This window comes from Bacillus sp. N447-1 (assembly GCF_022701035.1).
In the GTDB taxonomy this organism is placed as follows: Bacteria; Bacillota; Bacilli; order Bacillales; family Bacillaceae_G; genus Bacillus_A; species Bacillus_A cereus.
This window is the reverse complement of sequence record NZ_CP065509.1, coordinates 550,314-569,686: the sequence shown is the minus strand read 5'-3', so window position 1 is coordinate 569,686 and position 19,373 is coordinate 550,314. Positions and strand designations below refer to the sequence as shown.

Below are 19,373 nucleotides of genomic sequence, written 5' to 3'. Positions count from 1 at the left end.
GAGTCGGTTTGATAATAATTTATGTAGATAAACAGTTTTTACGTTTTTTTAAATACTTGGTTTAAATGGATTAGATTAAGTAACTATTGTTCTAGCTTTTTGATAATCAAGACAACTGAAGAAAGGAAGCAATCATTTTATGAAAAATTAAGGCTGCTAACATTTGAAAATATAGTAGAACCCCTTTTAAATGAAAAGGTATCATTTATATACTTTCCTATTGAATGGCTGGACATCGTAGAGATACATTATAAGACATTTTTATTAACGAGTAAGTTGAAACGTTTGAATGAAAGATTGTATGATATGTTTTCGGATATATTGTTTATTCAGCATAACCCGTACGTATTAAATGAAAATACACCATGGATTGTATCGAAAGAACCTATTAGACCAGAGCAGCTCGATTATATTTTTCAAAGTTGGTATGAGATTATTCATGATTGGAAACCAAATAGATTAGTAGAACCACCAAAATATGAATGGCAATCCGATTTGATTTCTCATTTGCCAGTACTACATGATAATGAAACGTATTCTAAGTGGGTGCCCGCTTTAATCTCACATATTTTTTGTGAGCGTCCTATATATTTAGAAAATACAAATGCAGAAGAAATCTATTTTTCCCCTCTTAGATTACAAAATATTTGTGAGGCGATGTCAGGGCCGATAAAAGATGAAAAAACACAAGATTTTTTCTCCTATGTATATCGATTCGAATGCATAACCCGCGGTGGTGAGAACGCTCCATTATTAAATATTTCAATAGGGATTCGGAGATTTTATCAAGAATATAATCATCCAGATATTCCTTTACTTTTAAGACGAAAACGAGGCATGATATTGATTTCTACCTCAGAGTTTGCGTCAAATAATAAAAAAATACGGTTTGTAAAACTAAAAATACAACAAGCTACAACCGGCATGAAATGGATTAAGATATTTAGAAATTTAAAAGATGATTTTCAAATAGGGGGAGAGGTGGATTTAGACCATATTCTCCAATATCCGAAAGATTATATTGTAGGAGAAAATAAAAGGGTGTTATTTCCATACAATGAGAGAATTTATAAAGTTCAAGGTACTAAAATAGAACCGGGTATAACAGTAAAGGAAAGAGAGTATTTATTTAAAGAATTTCAGCGTAAATTCTCTTATTTCACAATACTTCCAGAATGTAAAAAGGTAGCAACAAATAACAAAAATGAATTATTTCCTTTATTTGCACCAAAAGGATTAGAGACATTAACATTAGAAGTTTGGTCTGAAAATATAGCGCTGGAAATAGAACAAGCATTACTTGATAGCGAAATTGTTTTGACTAAAGTTGGTGAAAATTCGTATGTATTGAATACAGATTTTCCAGTGTTATTAAAGATTGTGAGATACAATATTGAAAAGGTGTTACAAAATCCATATAAAATGCAATATTGCCAAAAATATAAAACAAATCTTGTAGATGATGTTAAGAAAGCTGTCTATACTACCGCGGGTAAGCGCAGTGATGCGACATTAGCATTAATCGCGATGAAGAATTGTGATGGACGCGAAAAAATTGATCCAAAACAAATCATTAGAGAGGGATTTGCACGAACAAACCGTATTTCAACATTTATTAATTTATTTATAGGACAAAATGTATCTCGTAAAACAATTGTAAATAGTATTTTTAGTCTATTAGAACAAAAAGGATTTTTGAGGCGTAGTTGGAATAAGATAAATTTACCTTGTACATATGTTAGTTTATCAATTGAACGAATATCGAAATTCGATTTCTTACCTATTTTTTCAAAAATAAAAGGAAAAGAAATTTTATATAAATTATATGGGAGTACAGAGTGGCAAACGATTGATTACGTATTATTAAATATAAATAAACATAATGCATTTTACCACAACCATCAAAGAGAAATGATATGGGGCTCTTTTTAAACAATATGTTTTCGAAACATTAATGGAAATTGTACAATATGCAAAAGACCAAAATGAACAAGTTTACTTCATTGTAGATGCAAATTTGAGAAAATATTGGATAAAAGAGTTACAAAATAAAGAAATTAATATAGATATTTTACCTGATATTGTTCCAGAGGTGTTAAAGGTTCCAAATTTAAATATTATTAGAATAAATACAGGTTTTGATGTACCAAGTTACGGTGTAATAGAATCTGATGATGCTCTAGATAGCATTGGCTTATATGCAGATCAAAAAGGGATGTATTATAGCACTGGTGAATATTCACTTAATTGTAGTGGGATTTTTCAACGATATATACTTGAAATTTTACCATTGGGTGTAAAACCTGTAGAAAGGGATTATATCGCTAAAATGATACATTACATGTGCTGTAATTCTAGTATGCTTTCGAAAAAGAATGTACACATGACATATTCCGCACATATGGAAAAGGTAATGAAGACTTATATTACTGACATAGATGCAAGAGAGTTTAAAGAATTTGATGATGAATTGGATGTAGATGTAGTAAAGGTAGAAAAGAAAGATTCAATTACTCTACTTTAAATACTAGTAAACAAATCCTGCTCGTTATATCGATTAGGATTTGTCATTTTTTTATGTAAATAAGGATATCCTTTGTCAAGTATCTTTTCGTTTACATATTTACTTTATGTGCAGACAGGATTAATATGTTTTTTAGAAATACAAAAACTATATCATATGGAAAAAGATTTTTATTAATTGAAAAAAATTGAAAGGAATGGGGAATTGTGAAGAAATTAGATGTGCTCTTAATGCTATTGAGCGGCCTCTTTCCAATTGCAGGACTTACAAAGCAAATCCCTCTAGAACAATCTATATATATTGGAGGGCTTTTATTTTTTACTAGTTTCGGTAGTTATTTTGCTAAAAAGATGTATTCACGTATATGCAGCTGGATAGCGTATGCGCCATTTATAACATTACTGTTAGTTATTTGGCATCAGGATATTTCAACAAGTTCAATCATAGCAAATGCGAAAATTGCTGCATGTGTCGCGTTAATTCCATGTTTATTCCGTTTTCGTACATATGGACTTACTTTGGGCTTATTCTCATTATGGGCCGCTTTACTATGGGATATAAAAGAAGTACAGTCGTTAGTCATACTTGAACGCATAACGAGTTTAATGACAAGCCATTATGTATATATATTACTATTAATTGGAGGACTTGTATTAGGAGGATTACTTGCGATGTTCATTCACCGCAAAGAGAAAGATAATCAAGAAAATATAAATCTACTTGGACCAAAAAAGAAACGCAAAAGATTATCAATTAAGATTCGACTTCCAAGATTGCCGAAATTAAAGATGAAACTATTTAAGTTTGGTGGGAAAGAATCTAAAAGTAAAATGCCAGAAAAGATCCATGAGTATAAATACGAAGAACCAGTTGCAACATATGAAATGACAGAGCAAATAGATCCATACAAAGAAAATGCAGTTCAAGGTCAAACAAGGATGGAACGCCGAAGAAATAGGTATAATGCATAATGAGGTTTAATAACCCCGTAATGACTTATCTTAATATTGATAAATCATTACGGTTTTTTTATGTAATTAAATGAAGGTTGCTAATGTGGGGGGGAACAGCATATTTTATAGGTGGGAACCAAAATGAAATAAGGGGAGGATAAAATGCTTATCATTACATATATATCTGCTTGTATATTATTCTTAGTTAGTTTTTTACATGTATATTGGGCTTTCGGAGGTAATTGGGGGACAAATAGTGTTATTCCAACTAAAGCAGGGGAAAAGGCGTTTACACCTCGTGCCGGAATGACATTGGTCATTGCATTATTATTAAGTATGGCAGCAATAATTTTGTTGCAACAAGCAAATATTGTTCATTTTGCAGTTCCTAATGTTATTATTCAAGTCGGTTCCTGGATTTGTATGATCGTCTTTTCTATTAGAGTAATTGGTGAATTTAACTATTTTGGTATCTTTAAACGACAAAAAGATACGCACTTTGCAAGAATGGATACCGGTTTATATATTCCACTTTGTGCATTTTTATCTTTATCTTTCTTATTAGCAATAATTTTGTGAGTGAATAATAGTAGTTTCTTTTCTCAAAAAATATATAAACGTGAGAAATCTAAGAGTAAATAAAAAGGATGTAAGCGCCTTCTTGTCGAAATGTAAATTATTATGAAAGGCGGTGACACTATGAAGTATGTAAAAGTTAGTATGAATGGTGGAAGTGAACATAAATTCTCAATGACTTTAGATCGGTTTGAAGAACTTATTACTACAGAGAATGGGATATTAGAAAATAAATTAGTATGTATTGAAAATGTAATGATTAATCCTACTAATATATCTTCTGTAGTTGAAAAAATTGGTGTACCGGCTAAGTTTATGGAAGCTTAAAATCTTTAGATAAAAACATCCATTGAGGATGTTTTTTAATTTATAAATATGAAATTGTGCAGTGAAATTTTGAGTAGATTTTTTAGCAATGACTGTGCATATATTAAGTACCTGAACATGGTGCTTAATACATGCACGAAATAATAAGTACAAGCATATATTATGTAGTAGGACAAGATCTTCGTGTCCTACTTAATACTCAGAAAAAACCTCTAATCACATAAGAGCAGCTAATTGCAGGGTGCTCTTATTTTTTATGAAAATCTACTATGAGCCTTATTTTATAGTAGGATGCAATAATAAAGGGCTATTTTGAAATAGTGTTTTTAGCCTTTAATTTTAAATTTATCTTTAACGTTAATAAATATTAAAAATAATATGATAGCAGAAATTAAGTTAGATAAGTAGAAATTTTGATGAAACAGTAGTTCAAAGATGACATCGAAAGTAACGAATAAGGCAATAGCAGGTAGTATGCAAATAAATATAAATCTCCAATTTTTTAAGTAATGTTTATAATTTGTAAGTACTTTATCCATAAATATAGCTCCTATATTTTTGTTTTTATATAATTATACATTTAGATACAAAGATTTTCAAAGTAAAAATATTTAGCAATTCAAAAATATAAGGAGAGCTTTTGTTGAAAATTCAGATTGCTGTAGTAATCTGGATTTGACTTTAAAGAACTATACTAAAATGATACACTATAATCTACGTTATTTTTGAAATGAATAGAGGGATTTGTGTGATAGATAAAATTAAAAATGCTGTAGAGGATATGTACGAAGATGAGGCTAAAGATTTACTTCAAAGTATTCTCATACAGTTAAACTTATTAGAAGAAAACTATAGTGAAGATACAATTAAAAATTTGATGGATATTCCGAAACAATTAACAAGTAATCCTACTTATAAAAGGAATGTAAAAGAAAGTACGCACGTACATATTGCTTTTGATGATTCAACGGCTGGTTGCTTAAAATATATGTTAAGTCAAGAAGAATTATTTGAAGAGAGTGTTGTTGCTTTTTCGGAATTTTTTTCAATTGGACCGATATATAGGTTGCATACGAATGAGGGGCAACTAGCAAGACAGGAGTGGTTAATAAATAACTTAACTGCTTATGATAGTTATTTTGAAGAAGAATATTTATCAAGATTTATAGCAACTATAGAAGAACTACATACTATTCCTGTTGAAACACCTATTACAATTTGGAAGGCTGATAATGCACATGAACATGTAGGCCTAAGTTTTGTAATAGCACAATTAAAGGATAAGAAAAACATTCGAGTTATTAATACGTCTGAAGCAAGTAGAGAAATATTAAAACAAGAGTATGATATTCGTGGAACGGGAGAATTACCACCTGAAAGTTTAGCTCTATTCCAAAAAAGTTTTATAAAGTTACCTTATTTAACTGAAGAGAAGCGAATGAAGTTTGAACATGAGTGGGATAGATTCTCGGAAAGCATAGAATGTTTAAGAGTGTGGAAAGAAAATGAAGTGCATTTTGTACAAGAAGATTATTTTGATCAATTTATAATTGAATGCGCGAAAAGTGTGGGTGCTGATCGAGAGTTCCTCAAAGCTCCTAGAGTAATTGGTGAAGCACTTGGTCTTGTTGAACAATTGGTTGGAGATACATTCTTAGAATATCGCTTGAAACAATTAATTAAACAAGAAGTATTTGAATTTGAAGGTTCGTTAGATGAAATGCGTTTTTATAGTGTGAAGTTAAGGAAATAATAAACACATTCTATTTTTGAAAGGCTCGTATTTTTAATAATACGAGCTTTTTAAGTTGAATTTGGGCTATACATAAGCTTCCTAGAGAGGGCATATCACATATGAATGGTAAAGGTAATGAATGAAAAGAAGGTGATTTGTTAATATGTATAACCAACAAAATTATCCATATGATCAAGCGATGTATTATAATCCACAAAACTACGGGTATGAACCTACAAATGAAGTGAGAGATATTGAACAAGAAGATTACAGACCAGATGATGCGGAGGATGCTCCAACGTCACCACCACCGTCACAAGCGCCATCGTTACCGTCTACATTTGCTTCTCCGGCACAACCAGGCAATATGAAATCATGGATGTGTAACTGTTTAGGAAGATGGGGCTATTTACGTTTACATCGTCCTGGGCCTTTTGGAAGAGATTTATGGTTCTTTCCGACTGAAGTGAGAAGAAACGGAGTATCAGGTTACACTTGGCAGGGTGGTCGTCGTCGTAAAGTAAGTTATCGCTATCAACAAATTAGTAATTTTATGTGCTTCGCATAAAGAGAAGTGGGAGAGTGAAACGATTTTACTTTCTCACTTTTTTATTTTTCAATATACGAAGTAAGATTTTGATTAAAAATTTACAATTTTCACGTTTTTATTAGAGTATAATGCATATGTTGGTTGGTTTTCAAAAACAAATGAGAGTGAGGGAATACAATGTCAATGAAAAACAAAGTTGTGTTAAGCATAGAGGATGGCATTAATTTAGCTTCAGCTCAATTTAAAGAAGATGCGTATGAAATTTATAAAGAATCGCGAAAAAAACAACCTATATTATTTGTAAACCAAGTTGAAATTGGTAAAGAATGGCTCATTACTAGATATGAAGATGCTCTGCCACTTTTAAAAGATAATCGTTTAAAAAAAGATTGGACAAATGTATTTTCTCAAGATACAAAGAACATGTATCTTTCCGTTGATAATAGTGACCACTTAACAACACATATGCTAAATTCAGATCCACCTAACCACAGTCGTTTACGATCTTTAGTTCAAAAAGCTTTTACACCGAAGATGATTGCACAATTAGACGGAAGAATTCAGAGAATAGCAGATGATTTGATAAGTAATATAGAGCGAAAAGGTACATTAAATCTTGTGGATGATTATTCATTCCCTTTACCGATCATTGTAATAAGTGAAATGCTCGGTATTCCAAAAGAAGATCAAGCGAAATTTAGAATTTGGTCTCATGCTGTTATTGCATCACCAGAAACACCTGAAGAAATAAAAGAGACCGAAAAACAACTATCTGAGTTTATTACATATCTTCAATATTTAGTTGATATTAAAAGAAAAGAGCCAAAAGAAGACTTGGTGAGTGCTTTAATACTTGCAGAGAGTGAAGGGCATAAACTTAGCGCTCGGGAACTATATTCAATGATAATGCTATTAATTGTCGCAGGACATGAGACGACAGTGAATTTAATTACAAATACGGTATTAGCACTTCTTGAAAATCCAAATCAATTACAGTTATTAAAAGATAATCCCAAACTAATTGATTCGGCTATTGAGGAAGGATTGCGTTATTATTCTCCAGTTGAGGTTACAACTGCAAGATGGGCAGCGGAACCTTTTCAAATTCACCATCAAACAATACAGAAAGGAGATATGGTTATTATTGCATTGGCTTCAGCGAACCGTGATGAAACAGTATTTGAAAATCCAGAAATATTTGATATTACACGGGAGAACAACCGTCACATTGCCTTTGGTCATGGTAGTCATTTCTGCTTAGGAGCTCCACTTGCGAGGTTAGAAGCAAAGATTGCTATTACTACTTTGTTTAATCGAATGCCTGAACTACAAATAAAAGGGAATCGTGAAGAAATTAAATGGCAAGGTAACTATTTAATGCGTTCTTTAGAGGAATTACCTTTAACTTTCTAGAATAGTTAAAAGGAGACATGCATACATCGAAAATGATTTACATAGAGTATGTATGTGTTATTTAAATTCGAAACGGAAGGGTGAAGACATCCCAATGATCAACTAATTCTATTTGTAAGAGATCTTCGTTAAAAAACGAAATATTCTTCTGAATAGGGTTAGTCTGTACATTTATAGAAAAGGGATGTATTTCGCTCTGCGAATATATAGTCTTTTTATATGATTTGTGCTGCCTCCTGTTCAGAACATGAAATAGGAGGCTTTTTTATGTCGACAAATGTAGTAACGAAACAAAACAATGGGGTATCACAAGTATTAAAAAATCGGTTTGTACAAGGGATTTTAGCATCAGCATTATTTTTACAAATAGGAATATGGGTTCGAAACTTTGCGGTATTACTATATGTAATGGAAATGACAAAAGGTGATGCTTTTGCTATTTCTATGATTTCAGTTGCTGAATTCGCTCCAATTTTTATTTTTTCATTTATTGGCGGTACCTTTGCTGATAGGTGGAAGCCAAAGAAGACAATGATATGGTGTGAAACGTTAAGTTCCATTTCAGTATTCGCTGTATTAATTACGCTTATGTTTGGAACGTGGAAAATTGTGTTTTTTGTGACACTCATCTCTGTAATCCTTTCACAGTTTTCACAACCATCTGGAATGAAGTTGTTTAAACAACATTTATCAACGGAACAAATTCAATTAGCGATGTCTATATATCAAACGATATTTGCAATATTTATGGTATTAGGACCAATTCTAGGGACATTTATCTTTCATAGTTTTGGAATTTATATTTCAATCATCATAACAGGAATCTCGTTTTTACTTGCGGCAGTTGTATTGTTATTTCTTCCGAAAGATCTTGAAAACGACGTAGAAAAGAAAGATATCACTCTGCTGCAGGAGATGAAGGATGGTATTAAGTATGTCAAAAAGAAAAAAGCATTAACTTTGCTAGGGCTTTGCTTTATGGCTGCAGGACTAGGTATAGGATTAATTCAACCATTAGGTATATTTATTGTGACTGAGCAGCTAGGATTATCAAAAGAGAGTTTACAGTGGCTACTAACAGTAAATGGTGCGGGAATGATTGTTGGCGGAGCATTAGCAATGGTATTTGCGAAAAACGTTGCTCCGCAAAAGATGTTAATTATCGGTATGCTTGGTCAAGCAATTGGTATTGGCATTATAGGATATTCTACAAATTTATGGGTGACACTTACAGCTCAGCTTTTTAGTGGCTTAGCTCTTCCTTGTATCCAAATTGGTATTAATACGCTTATTATTCAAAATAGCGATACCGATTTTATAGGTCGTGTAAATGGTATTTTAAGTCCGCTATTTACCGGTTCAATGGTAGTAACGATGAGTATAGCTGGCTCATTAAAAGAGATGTTTTCATTAAGTATGATGTATGAAGGGACGGCTTTACTTTTTATAATTGGATTATTGTTTATTTTACCTATATACAATTTAAAGCCAGTAATAGCGGTAGAAAGTGAAATAAGTGGTAAAGGAAGTGCTGTACAAAATGAATCCTAATCCAAATATTAAATACCCTATTGAAGGAAATCAACACGTTCAATTTATAAAAAATACAATAACAAAACCTAATATACTTGTTGGTGACTATTCTTATTATGATGCGAAAGATGGAGAAACATTTGAAAATCGAGTATTACATCATTATGAATTTCTTGGGGATCGCCTTACTATTGGAAAGTTTTGTTGTATTGCATCTGGAGTTAACTTTATTATGAACGGAGCGAATCATCGGATGGATGGATTTTCGGCATATCCATTTAATATCTTTGGAAATGGGTGGGAGAAGTATACACCTAGTTTGTCTGATTTACCTTACAAAGGCGATACAGTTATAGGAAATGACGTTTGGATTGGTATGGACACAACTATTATGCCCGGAATAAAAATAGGAGATGGTGCAATCATTGCAGCTAAATCTGTTGTGACTAGAGACGTCGCACCATATACAATTGTTGGTGGAAATCCAGCAAATAAAATAAAAGAGAGATTTTCAAATGAAATAATAGAAGAATTATTACAAATTCAATGGTGGCATTTTGACATTGAAAAAATAACTGAAAATATAGATGTGATTGTACGAGGAGATATTGAACCATTAAGAAAGCTAAAAAGGGAATAAAAAATGCATGACAAAGAGTATCATACCTCCGAATTTTGTTAATGATAATAGAACAAGGAGGTGTGATACTATGGCACAAGACGTTTTATGTGAAGTAAATAACTGTAAATTTTGGGCGAACGGTAATAAATGTAGTGCAGAGGCAATTTACGTAGTAAGTCATAAAGGTAAACATGCATCTACAACGGAAGAAACAGATTGCAAAACTTTCGATCCAGAAGTGTAAATGTTTGAAGGGTAGCCAAATCGTGGTTGCCCTTTTATTAATTATAGTATTGATAATAAATATCATTTTCATTCATTGTTTTTAACTTTTCTTGTTATTTTTTCATATTTTTTTCATAAGTGATGTAATCCAACTCAATTCATGTTCAATTCGTGATTTACTAAATTCAATGACTTCAGTAATAACCGATGGGGAAATTGTAACCTTTGCATTAGGTTTACTAGCGGCTGGGAATGAAACCACTACAAATTTAATTATTAATAGCTTTTATTGCTTTTTAGTAGATTCACCTGGAATTTATGAAGAGTTAAGAAAAGAACCTAACTTAATTTTAAAAGCGATTGAGGAAGTATTACGCTATCGCTTTCCTGTTACATTGACCCGGAGGATTACAGCCCTTTCCGAACGGGAAAGCCCATCGCCTTTAGGCATGGGATGAAAGTGAGGTTGGATACGGAGTACCACTAAAAATCGCTAAGTTTGTGGTACTTTAAGTATCCAAAATATTGGTATCTTTTGTGGTGTAGTTTAAAAGTAAAACTGATACAATGTGAATATGATAAATGATTATAGAAGAACCAAAACAACTGTGTCATTAATTAACTACCATTTTGTGTTTTGCCCGCGATACAGAAGAAAGATTTTTCTTAACACAAAAGTAGAAGAACGTTTCAAAGAGTTGGTTCAAGAAATATGCGGAGAAATGGATGTTGCTATTGTCGCAATGGAATGCGACAAAGACCACGTTCACTTGTTCTTAAATACACTACCAACACTTAGTCCTGCTGACACAATGGCGAAAATTAAAGGAGTGACATCGAAGCGTTTGAGAGGAGAGTTTCCTCATCTTCAACACTTGCCAAGTCTATGGACACGTTCCTATTTTGTTTCTACTGCTGGAAATGTATCGACTGAGACAATTAAACAGTATGTTGAAAATCAAAAGACGAGGGGGTGAAAATTGTGTCACAAACAATCACAGTCAAAGTTAAATTGCTTCCAACAAAAGAACAAATTCAGTTATTGGAACAAAGTAGCTATGAGTATATCAAAGTCATTAATACACTTGTATCTGAAATGGCTGAAGCGAAGAAGAGCACTAAGAAAAGTACAAAAGATGTTGAAGCGAATCTTCCAAGCGCAGTGAAGAACCAAGCAATTAAAGACGCTAAAAGTGTGTTTTCTACAAAGGTGAAAAAAAGTAAATACAAAGTTATTCCGATTCTAAAGAGACCTGTTTGTGTATGGAACAATCAAAACTATTCGTTTGACTTCACGCACATTTCAGTTCCACTCATGGTAAATGGAAAATCAACTCGCTTAAAGGTTCGTGCTTTATTAACTGATAAATATAATCGCAATTTTAATTTGTTAACACACAAGTTAGGTACACTTCGTATCACGAAGAAATCTAATAAGTGGATTGCTCAAATATCTGTCACAATTCCTACAAATGAAAAAACAGGAACGAAGATTTTAGGGGTAGATTTAGGTCTTAAAGTCCCTGCGGTAGCCATCACAGACGATGAGAAAGTTCGTTTCTTCGGCAATGGTAGACAAAACAAATATATGAAACGTAAGTTTCGTAGTGTTCGTAAGAAGTTAGGTGAAAATAAGAAATTAAATGCCATTCGACAACTTGATGATAAAGAACAAAGATGGATGCAAGACCAAGACCACAAAGTAAGTCGTGAAATCATTGACTTTGCAACTGATAATAACATTTCTGTTATTCGTTTAGAACAACTAACGAATATTAGACAGACGGCAAGAACAAGCCGTAAAAACGAGAAAAATCTACACACTTGGTCATTCTATCGTTTAGCACAATTCATTGAATACAAAGCGAATTTAGTTGGTATTAAGGTAGAATATGTGAACCCTGCTTATACAAGTCAAACATGTCCGAAATGTTCTGAAAAGAACAAAGCACCAGACAGAAAATACAAGTGCCGATGTGGATTTGAGAAACATCGTGATATTGTTGGGGCGATGAATATTCGCTACGCAACTGTGATTGATGGTAACAGTCAATCAGCCTAAGATGCTATACGCACTGTCTTAGGAGGGGGCAATGAGATGCCCTCATCTTGAAGTCTGTTCAAAACAGAAATGGACTGCGAACGTTTAGTCATTCAAGAATCCCACCCGTCAATCCGTAAGGATTAGGGCTTGCGACTTTAGTCGTGGGAGTCTCAAAGAGGATACAAATATATTTGGTCCTTTCATGAAAAAGAATCAGATGATTGTTGCGTGGGTTAGTGCAGCGAATTTAGATGAGAAAAAATTTTCACAAGCCTCTCAATTTAATGTACATCGAACAGGAAATGAAAAGCATTTAACCTTTGGGAAAGGTCCTCACTTTTGCTTAGGAGCACCACTTGCACGTTTAGAAGCTGAGATTGCATTAACTACCTTTATAAATGCTTTTGAAAAAATAGAGCTATCTCCATCTTTCTGTTTAGAAAAATGTATATTGGAAAATGAACAAACATTAAAATACTTACCTATTCGATTGAAAGCCAAATAAAAATCTTAACAAGGTGCATACATTTGCATCTTGTTTTTTTGTTTCTCAATTGTGAGTTTTCGATAATTACCTTAATATGGAATTGTATAAAACGTAGAGGAGGATTCTTATGTTGACTTGTAATGGAAGTAAATCATTTCAAAAGTTTATTAAAGGTGTTACAAATCTTATGGAAAACGGTTTATTTGAAGAAGAAATAGTGTGTGGCATTGAAAAGTTACTAGAAGAACTTTTAGAAAAGAAAACATGGCTTCCGTTAGATAAACAGAAGGCCAATTTGACTCAATATGCACGACATTTATTGTATGAAGATCCGCTCAAACGTTTTGAAGTACTAGCTCTCGTATGGAAAGATGGACAATCTACACCTTTACATGACCATGACGGCACATGGGGAGTAGAAGGCGTTTTTTCAGGAAGGATTATGGTGAAGAACTTTATACAAACGAAACAACTTGGAAATTCACTTGTTTATTTAACACATACAGGAAATCTTTATTTGGGAGAAGGAGAAACAGATAAAGTAATTCCACCAGCGGATTGTCATATTCTTGAAATTAGCAAAAATGAAAGCGTTATTACGATTCATGTCTATGGAAAACGGCTAGAAAAGTTTAAAGTATATATCCCAACTGAAGAAAAAAATGTGTACATGTGTGAGACAAAATACATTAGTTATAATTCATAGTTTAAAATCCAAAGCTTTTTTAAAAAGAAAAGCTTTGGATTTTATTTTTAATTATTTCTTGACCTGAAACGCTTTTCATAAATTATAAATAAGAAGTACCTCACGAGGATTGTATGAAAACGATACCTAATAATTAATTAGAACTCGTGTATTTATAGAAAGTGGTGAAGAAATAATGAAATTAATCGCAATTGATTTAGATGGAACTCTTCTTTCGGGGAATAAAATGATAAGTAAAGAAAATGCAGAAGCAATTCGAACATGTCAAGAAGCTGGCCATGTTGTAGCAATTTGTACAGGACGTTCTATTGTTGACATTGAGCGATTATTGTTAGAAGTTAATTTAGAGTGTCCAATCATTGCGGAAAATGGGGCTCTTATATATAAAGATAAAAAAATGATGAAGAGATATCCAATTCAAAATATGCAGGCACTTGAAATTGTAGAATATCTTGAAGAGAATGGTTTATATTATCAGCTTTATACTGATAAAGGTGTGTATGTACCGGATTATGGAGTAGAGAGTGTACGTAATGAAATTGAGTATGTGAAGAATTCAAAAGAAAATTTCGACTTGAAAGAGTTAGAAACAATCGCAGCATTATATCTTGAGCATACAGCGTTTCATAGTGCGGAAAGTTGTAAACCAATTGTAGAAACAGATATACATGTGCATAAACTATTACCATTTTCTTATGATATTGAGAAATTAAAAAAACTAAAAGAAACATTTCTTCATAATACAGATTTAGCAATTACATCTTCATATTGGCACAATTTAGAGATTAATCATCGAGATGCTCAAAAAGGGAATGGATTATATACTTTAGCAGAACATCTTAATATTCCGGTTGAAAATACTGTAGCGATAGGTGATGGCCTAAACGATGTTTCTATGATGGAAAAAGCGAACATATCAATTGCAATGGGGAATGCAGTAGAAGAAATAAAAGCAATGTGTAAATACGAAACGTTATCAAATGAAGAACATGGTGTGGCACATGCTTTATATAAATATGTAATGTAAATAAAAGAAAAAGAATCCATTTGGATTCTTTTTCTTTTATTAGGGTAAGGTATTCTATGAGATTCATAGAAGCCTTATTACATTTTATTATATAGAATATATTGGAATAAATGTTTATATTTTTCATAAAAATTGTGAATATTTTATGAACTTTATACTTATTGCATGTTTATATCGCTATTAGTAACGTGTATGACTCTCGAGTAAAAATTCAGTGAATGTAAGAAGGAATTCAAGTTATCTAGATAATAAGTGAGGAATCAACGAAATATATACTAATTAAAGGTATATTCAGTATATATATTCTTTTCTTGTTTTAATTGAAAATAAAATTTGTTCGAATAATTATTCTACAGCTATATACCTACACTAGCTTTCTTCGTATAATGGAGAAGTATGAATTTTAGATTTGTATTAATTTTACATATTGAGGTGAAAAAGGAATGAATTCGCGGCTAATGGAACTTATTGATGTGAGTACAATAGAAACCATGGCAGAACAATTTTATAAATTAACTAACATATCACATCAACTTCTTGATGCTGAAAAAGAGTGTGTTTTTTCATTCGGAATGAATGAGATAAAAAAGAGTAAACTTCCAAAGATTGAAATCCCCATTTTCTTATACAATCAACATTTAGGATCTTTTGTTGTATGGTCCAAAAAAAGTGAAATTTTCAGTTGTCAAAAATACTTTGAAATGCTCTCAAGTTTAATTTTAGATGGTGCAATAAAAGTATTTCAAAGTAAAAATACAACGTTGCTTTCTCGGAAAGAAGAGGAACTACATACGATTTTACAAAACATGCCTGTTATGGTCGATGCGCTTGATTATAATGGAGATTTTGTTTTGTGGAATCGAGAATGCGAAATTGTAACAGGTTATACCGCTGAAGAAATAATTGGAAATCCCAATGCACTGCAATTATTGTATCCTGATCATAATTATCGCCATCAAATACAAAAGAAATTTTTAACTTGTGGAAAAAATTTCAGAGATTGGGAAATGCACTTAACATGTAAAAATGGTGAAATCAAAACAATAATGTGGTCGAATATATCAGAACAGTTTCCTGTAACAGGATATAGTTATTGGGCTGTTGGTGTAGATATTACACATTTAAAAGCGATAGAAGAGCAGTTAAAACAACAAACATCTGAACTGGAATTAATTTTTAAAGCTTTACCAGATTTATGTTTCTTAACAGAAGATGATGGCACAATTATAGATTACAAGGCAGGATCTCCTACAAAGTTTTACGTACCCGCAGAAACTTTTATGGGAAAAAAGTTTTATGAAGTATTACCAACGTCAGTAGCACAGCAGTTTCAGGAAGCCATTAATCAAGTGAAGGAAAAAGGAACGAATGTAATTGTAGAATATCCACTCACACTTAATGGAAGTATTGATTTCTTTGAGGCTAGGTGCTTACCATTATTACATGATAAAATTATGATTATTGTACGCGACATTACAGAGCGAAAAAAGACAGAAGAATTGCTAAATAAATCAGATACGCTTGCAGCAATTGGTCAATTAGCAGCTGGCGTGGCTCATGAAGTAAGAAATCCTTTAACTGTAATTAAAGGTTTTATACAGTTATTTCAAATTAATAAAGAAGATCAAGAAAGATATTTTGATCTTATGCTTTCTGAAATTGAAAGGATAGAAGCAATCCTGCAAGAATTTCTATCAATCGCTAAAACAGATGAGATAAATACAGAAAAGAAAAATATTTATCGAATTTTTAAAAATGTCGTATCGTTAATGAATACAAAAGCAATTATGAAAAATATTCAAGTTGAACTATTTACGGATGACAAAGATATAATTATTGAATGCTCAGAAAATCAATTGAAACAAGTATTTATTAATATTTTGCAAAATTCAATCGAAGCTATGCCAAATGGTGGGGAAATTTCAATTCACATAAAAGAAATAAATGATAATGGTGTCATCATTCATGTAATAGATGAAGGAATAGGAATACCTGAAGAAAGAATTAAGAGATTAGGTGAACCTTTTTATAGTACGAAAGAAAAAGGGACTGGTATTGGATTAATGTTAAGTTATAAAATTATTGAAAGTCATCAAGGGACAATTAGTATCATGAGCGAGGTTGGTGTCGGGACAACGGTAACTATTTACTTACCGAAAGTACTAAGTAAACAATCTCTTTCTAATTGTGACGACAAATGTATAGCAATACGCACTAGTAGTAATTCTTAAATCAATTAATACCCAATAACAAAGCGATTAGTGAAAACTAAGCTTTTTGTTATTGGGTATTTTTTATATTTAATTTAGTAAACTTTACCTTTTCTTTACCTTTGTTTTAATTTCTATTAAGTTTTAAACATTATATTAATATTTGTACAAAGCAATGTATAGAAATTGTACATTACTTTTAATATAGAAATGTGATTATTATTTGAAATATTGTAAGGAGGAGATTATGACAAGGTGAAAAAGCAAGAGAAGAAAAGTGGTAGAGTAGTACCTCTCCGGTTAAATATTTTATTCCTTTGTGTATTTTTATTATTTTCTGGCATTATTATTCAGTTAGGGAAAGTGCAAATTTTTGATGGAGAAACATATAAAAATGAAGTAGAAAAGAGAGAAAATGCAACCGTGGGCCTTTCTGTACCACGTGGGAAAATATTTGATCGTGAAGGAAATCCAGTAGTTGATAATAAGTCTTTACGTACGATTACATATACAAAGGTGAAAGGTGTAAAACAAGAAGAAATATTAAAATCAGCAAGACAACTTGCAGATATTATTGAAATGCCACAAGAAGATATAGATAAGTTAACTGAGACTGATAAGAAAGACTTTTGGATGCAATTAAATCCAGAACTTGCTCAAGACTTAGTATCAAAAACAGAAATAGATAAGTTCCGAGATAAGGATATTACCGGAAAAGAGCTAGACAAAAAAATAGAAGATTTAAAAAGGAAACGCGTTACAGATAAAAATCTTCAAGAACTAACGGCTAAAGATATAGAAGTGTTAGCTATTAAAAGTAAAATGACCTCAGGTTTTCAAATGGCACCTCAAATTATTAAAAAGGACGTTAGTGAACAGGAATATGCGGTGATTAGTGAAAATTTAGCGAACCTTCCAGGAGTAGACGCATCAGTTGATTGGGAGAGAATCTATGTAAATGATGGATTATTCCGTTCTGTCCTTGGTAACGTTTCAAATGCTGATGAAGGATTGCCACGTGAACGATTAGATTATTATTTAGTGCGTGATTATAGCCGAAATGATAGGGTCGGCAAAAGTTATATCGAACAGCAATACGAAGATGTACTTCATGGTACAAAAAAAGAAGTAAGAAGCATTGCTGATAAACAAGGAAATACTATTAGAACGGAAACGGTTTCGGAAGGGAAAAGCGGTAAAAATTTAACTTTAACAATAGATATGGAATTGCAAAAAAAAGTAGAGGAGAGCATAGAAAAAATATTAAAACAATATAAAGGATCAGAATCAATGTTAGACCGTGCTTTCGTAGTGATGATGAATCCAAAAAATGGTCAAGTATTATCAATGGCTGGGAAAAAGCTTGTAGAAAAAGACGGGAAAATGGAAGTAGAAGATTACGCTTTAGGCACGCTGACTAGTTCTTATGAGCTTGGATCAACGGTTAAAGGTGCGACAGTATTAACAGGGTTTGAAACAAATGCAATAACTCCTGGAACACATTTTTATGATGCACCTATGAAATTTAAAGGAACTAAGGAAAAGAAGTCTTGGAAAAATTTTGGTGATATAGACGATCTAAGAGCGTTACAAGTTTCTTCAAACGTTTATATGTTTAATATAGCATTAAAAATTGCTGGCGTGGGTTATGTGAAAAATAGTTCACTAGATATTAAACAAGAATATTTTGATAAAATGAGGTATTATTTCAGGCAATTTGGACTAGGCGTACAAACTGGTATTGATTTACCAAATGAAACCGCAGGACAAATTGGAAGAAAAGATAATCAGCCTGGTTTCTTATTAGATTATTCTATTGGACAATATGATACGTATACACCACTTCAGCTTGCACAATATATTTCGACTATCGCAAATGGAGGGTATCGAATGAAACCACAAATTGTTCAAGAGATTAGAGAACAAACCGTTCAAAAAGATGAGGTTGGTAAAGTAGTACAATCAATAGAACCCGTTGTTTTAAATAGAATCGATATGAAACAAGAATATATTAATCAAGTAAAAGAAGGATTTAGAAAAGTATTTCAAGAGGGAGATGGAACGGGAGTAAGAGCATTCCAAAAAGCACCATATAAACCAGCTGGTAAAACAGGGACCGCACAAACTGTATATGGTGGAGAAAATGAAATTGGGCGAAATGCGAAAGGTGATCGTAGAGAATGTTATAACTTAACATTGGCTGGATATGCGCCATATGATGATCCAGAAGTAGCATTTTCTGTTGTAGTACCATGGGTTGAAAATGATAAATCGGGCATTAACTCCGATATTGGAAAAGAAGTTTTAGATGCTTATTTTGATTTAAAAAATAAGAGATTAACTGGTGAAGCGCCAAAAACAGATGCCTCTAAAGAGAATTAAAATGTACGAAACGTCTCTAGCATTCCTGTAAACTAGAGGCGTTTTTATCTGGGAATAGA

Annotated in this window: 16 protein-coding genes and 4 pseudogenes; 18 read left to right on the top strand and 2 right to left on the bottom strand. The window is 32.2% G+C overall.

Annotation, left to right across the window (positions count from 1 at the left end):
- Nucleotides 1–115: 115 nt before the first annotated feature.
- The 4 genes and pseudogenes from IQ781_RS02900 to IQ781_RS02885 all read left to right on the top strand — a co-directional run bounded on the left by IQ781_RS02900 (nucleotide 116) and on the right by IQ781_RS02885 (nucleotide 4,380).
- Nucleotides 116–2,524: pseudogene (locus tag IQ781_RS02900) on the top strand (RNaseH domain-containing protein).
- Between the two features lie 206 nt (nucleotides 2,525–2,730).
- The gene (locus tag IQ781_RS02895) at nucleotides 2,731–3,495 is read left to right on the top strand and encodes a DUF3959 family protein (RefSeq protein ID WP_000732187.1); all 765 of its coding nucleotides are present in this window, start codon (nucleotides 2,731–2,733) and stop codon (nucleotides 3,493–3,495) included.
- A gap of 144 nt (nucleotides 3,496–3,639) precedes the next feature.
- Nucleotides 3,640–4,056 carry a DUF3995 domain-containing protein gene (locus IQ781_RS02890; protein WP_000905568.1) on the top strand — a complete coding sequence of 139 codons (417 nt, stop codon included), beginning with the start codon at nucleotides 3,640–3,642 and terminating at the stop codon, nucleotides 4,054–4,056.
- A gap of 120 nt (nucleotides 4,057–4,176) precedes the next feature.
- On the top strand, nucleotides 4,177–4,380 hold the full coding sequence (locus tag IQ781_RS02885; RefSeq protein WP_000878369.1) for a hypothetical protein: 204 nt from the start codon (nucleotides 4,177–4,179) through the stop codon (nucleotides 4,378–4,380).
- A gap of 326 nt (nucleotides 4,381–4,706) precedes the next feature.
- Here the strand turns inward: IQ781_RS02885 and IQ781_RS02880 are convergent, their stop codons facing one another.
- Entirely contained in the window at nucleotides 4,707–4,919 is a 213-nt protein-coding gene (locus IQ781_RS02880; RefSeq protein WP_000362067.1) for a hypothetical protein, read from the bottom strand.
- A gap of 209 nt (nucleotides 4,920–5,128) precedes the next feature.
- Between IQ781_RS02880 and IQ781_RS02875 the strand changes: the two genes are divergently transcribed.
- The 6 genes from IQ781_RS02875 to IQ781_RS02850 all read left to right on the top strand — a co-directional run bounded on the left by IQ781_RS02875 (nucleotide 5,129) and on the right by IQ781_RS02850 (nucleotide 10,477).
- The gene (locus IQ781_RS02875; protein ID WP_000565686.1) at nucleotides 5,129–6,133 is read left to right on the top strand and encodes a DUF1835 domain-containing protein; all 1,005 of its coding nucleotides are present in this window, start codon (nucleotides 5,129–5,131) and stop codon (nucleotides 6,131–6,133) included.
- A gap of 145 nt (nucleotides 6,134–6,278) precedes the next feature.
- Nucleotides 6,279–6,683 carry a hypothetical protein gene (locus IQ781_RS02870; protein ID WP_000282687.1) on the top strand — a complete coding sequence of 135 codons (405 nt, stop codon included), beginning with the start codon at nucleotides 6,279–6,281 and terminating at the stop codon, nucleotides 6,681–6,683.
- Nucleotides 6,684–6,842: 159 nt separating this feature from the next.
- Nucleotides 6,843–8,078, top strand: a complete 1,236-nt coding sequence (locus tag IQ781_RS02865) for a cytochrome P450 family protein (RefSeq protein ID WP_139846784.1) — start codon at nucleotides 6,843–6,845, stop codon at nucleotides 8,076–8,078.
- Nucleotides 8,079–8,345: 267 nt separating this feature from the next.
- The gene (locus IQ781_RS02860; protein WP_139846783.1) at nucleotides 8,346–9,629 is read left to right on the top strand and encodes an MFS transporter; all 1,284 of its coding nucleotides are present in this window, start codon (nucleotides 8,346–8,348) and stop codon (nucleotides 9,627–9,629) included.
- Nucleotides 9,619–10,251: a Vat family streptogramin A O-acetyltransferase gene (locus IQ781_RS02855; RefSeq protein WP_139846782.1), complete on the top strand. Its 633-nt coding sequence runs from the start codon at nucleotides 9,619–9,621 to the stop codon at nucleotides 10,249–10,251. The genes IQ781_RS02860 and IQ781_RS02855 overlap by 11 nt, the downstream gene beginning before the upstream one ends.
- 70 nt (nucleotides 10,252–10,321) lie before the next feature.
- Complete coding sequence (locus tag IQ781_RS02850; RefSeq protein ID WP_000046095.1) at nucleotides 10,322–10,477, top strand: DUF1540 domain-containing protein; 156 nt, start codon at nucleotides 10,322–10,324, stop codon at nucleotides 10,475–10,477.
- A 102-nt stretch (nucleotides 10,478–10,579) separates the two neighbouring features.
- Here IQ781_RS02850 and IQ781_RS02845 read toward each other — a convergent pair.
- Nucleotides 10,580–10,666, bottom strand: a pseudogene (locus IQ781_RS02845) (PadR family transcriptional regulator); the annotation flags it as partial.
- Here IQ781_RS02845 and IQ781_RS02840 point away from each other — a divergent pair.
- From IQ781_RS02840 to IQ781_RS02805, 8 genes and pseudogenes are all read left to right on the top strand, one after another.
- Nucleotides 10,659–10,871, top strand: a pseudogene (locus IQ781_RS02840) (cytochrome P450); the annotation flags it as partial. The pseudogenes IQ781_RS02845 and IQ781_RS02840 sit on opposite strands and share 8 nt — an antisense overlap.
- Nucleotides 10,872–11,033: 162 nt before the next feature.
- On the top strand, nucleotides 11,034–11,435 hold the full coding sequence (gene tnpA, locus IQ781_RS02835; RefSeq protein ID WP_000606465.1) for an IS200/IS605 family transposase: 402 nt from the start codon (nucleotides 11,034–11,036) through the stop codon (nucleotides 11,433–11,435).
- 5 nt (nucleotides 11,436–11,440) lie between these two features.
- Nucleotides 11,441–12,520, top strand: coding sequence for an RNA-guided endonuclease TnpB family protein (locus IQ781_RS02830; RefSeq protein WP_000084148.1), 1,080 nt, complete (start codon nucleotides 11,441–11,443; stop codon nucleotides 12,518–12,520).
- A gap of 151 nt (nucleotides 12,521–12,671) precedes the next feature.
- Nucleotides 12,672–13,007, top strand: a pseudogene (locus IQ781_RS02825) (cytochrome P450); the annotation flags it as partial.
- Between the two features lie 109 nt (nucleotides 13,008–13,116).
- Nucleotides 13,117–13,695 (top strand): cysteine dioxygenase family protein, encoded by a 579-nt coding sequence (locus IQ781_RS02820; protein ID WP_000954442.1) that lies wholly within the window; start codon nucleotides 13,117–13,119, stop codon nucleotides 13,693–13,695.
- A 175-nt stretch (nucleotides 13,696–13,870) separates the two neighbouring features.
- Nucleotides 13,871–14,722: a Cof-type HAD-IIB family hydrolase gene (locus tag IQ781_RS02815; RefSeq protein WP_000766393.1), complete on the top strand. Its 852-nt coding sequence runs from the start codon at nucleotides 13,871–13,873 to the stop codon at nucleotides 14,720–14,722.
- Between the two features lie 443 nt (nucleotides 14,723–15,165).
- On the top strand, nucleotides 15,166–16,953 hold the full coding sequence (locus IQ781_RS02810) for a PAS domain-containing sensor histidine kinase (RefSeq protein ID WP_139846781.1): 1,788 nt from the start codon (nucleotides 15,166–15,168) through the stop codon (nucleotides 16,951–16,953).
- Between the two features lie 234 nt (nucleotides 16,954–17,187).
- Nucleotides 17,188–19,314 (top strand): peptidoglycan D,D-transpeptidase FtsI family protein, encoded by a 2,127-nt coding sequence (locus IQ781_RS02805; RefSeq protein WP_139846780.1) that lies wholly within the window; start codon nucleotides 17,188–17,190, stop codon nucleotides 19,312–19,314.
- The last annotated feature ends 59 nt before the right edge of the window (nucleotides 19,315–19,373 follow it).

Excerpts from the sequence above, each read along its gene's own strand:
- IQ781_RS02870 (WP_000282687.1), top strand. The coding sequence starts at position 6,279 with ATGTATAACCAACAAAATTATCCATATGATCAAGCGATGTATTATAAT.
- IQ781_RS02850 (WP_000046095.1), top strand. The coding sequence starts at position 10,322 with ATGGCACAAGACGTTTTATGTGAAGTAAATAACTGTAAATTTTGGGCG.
- IQ781_RS02815 (WP_000766393.1), top strand. The coding sequence starts at position 13,871 with ATGAAATTAATCGCAATTGATTTAGATGGAACTCTTCTTTCGGGGAAT.
- IQ781_RS02820 (WP_000954442.1), top strand. The coding sequence starts at position 13,117 with ATGTTGACTTGTAATGGAAGTAAATCATTTCAAAAGTTTATTAAAGGT.
- tnpA (WP_000606465.1), top strand. The coding sequence starts at position 11,034 with ATGATAAATGATTATAGAAGAACCAAAACAACTGTGTCATTAATTAAC.
- IQ781_RS02855 (WP_139846782.1), top strand. The coding sequence starts at position 9,619 with ATGAATCCTAATCCAAATATTAAATACCCTATTGAAGGAAATCAACAC.
- IQ781_RS02880 (WP_000362067.1), bottom strand. The coding sequence starts at position 4,919 with ATGGATAAAGTACTTACAAATTATAAACATTACTTAAAAAATTGGAGA.
- IQ781_RS02860 (WP_139846783.1), top strand. The coding sequence starts at position 8,346 with ATGTCGACAAATGTAGTAACGAAACAAAACAATGGGGTATCACAAGTA.
- IQ781_RS02885 (WP_000878369.1), top strand. The coding sequence starts at position 4,177 with ATGAAGTATGTAAAAGTTAGTATGAATGGTGGAAGTGAACATAAATTC.
- IQ781_RS02890 (WP_000905568.1), top strand. The coding sequence starts at position 3,640 with ATGCTTATCATTACATATATATCTGCTTGTATATTATTCTTAGTTAGT.
- IQ781_RS02810 (WP_139846781.1), top strand. The coding sequence starts at position 15,166 with ATGAATTCGCGGCTAATGGAACTTATTGATGTGAGTACAATAGAAACC.
- IQ781_RS02865 (WP_139846784.1), top strand. The coding sequence starts at position 6,843 with ATGTCAATGAAAAACAAAGTTGTGTTAAGCATAGAGGATGGCATTAAT.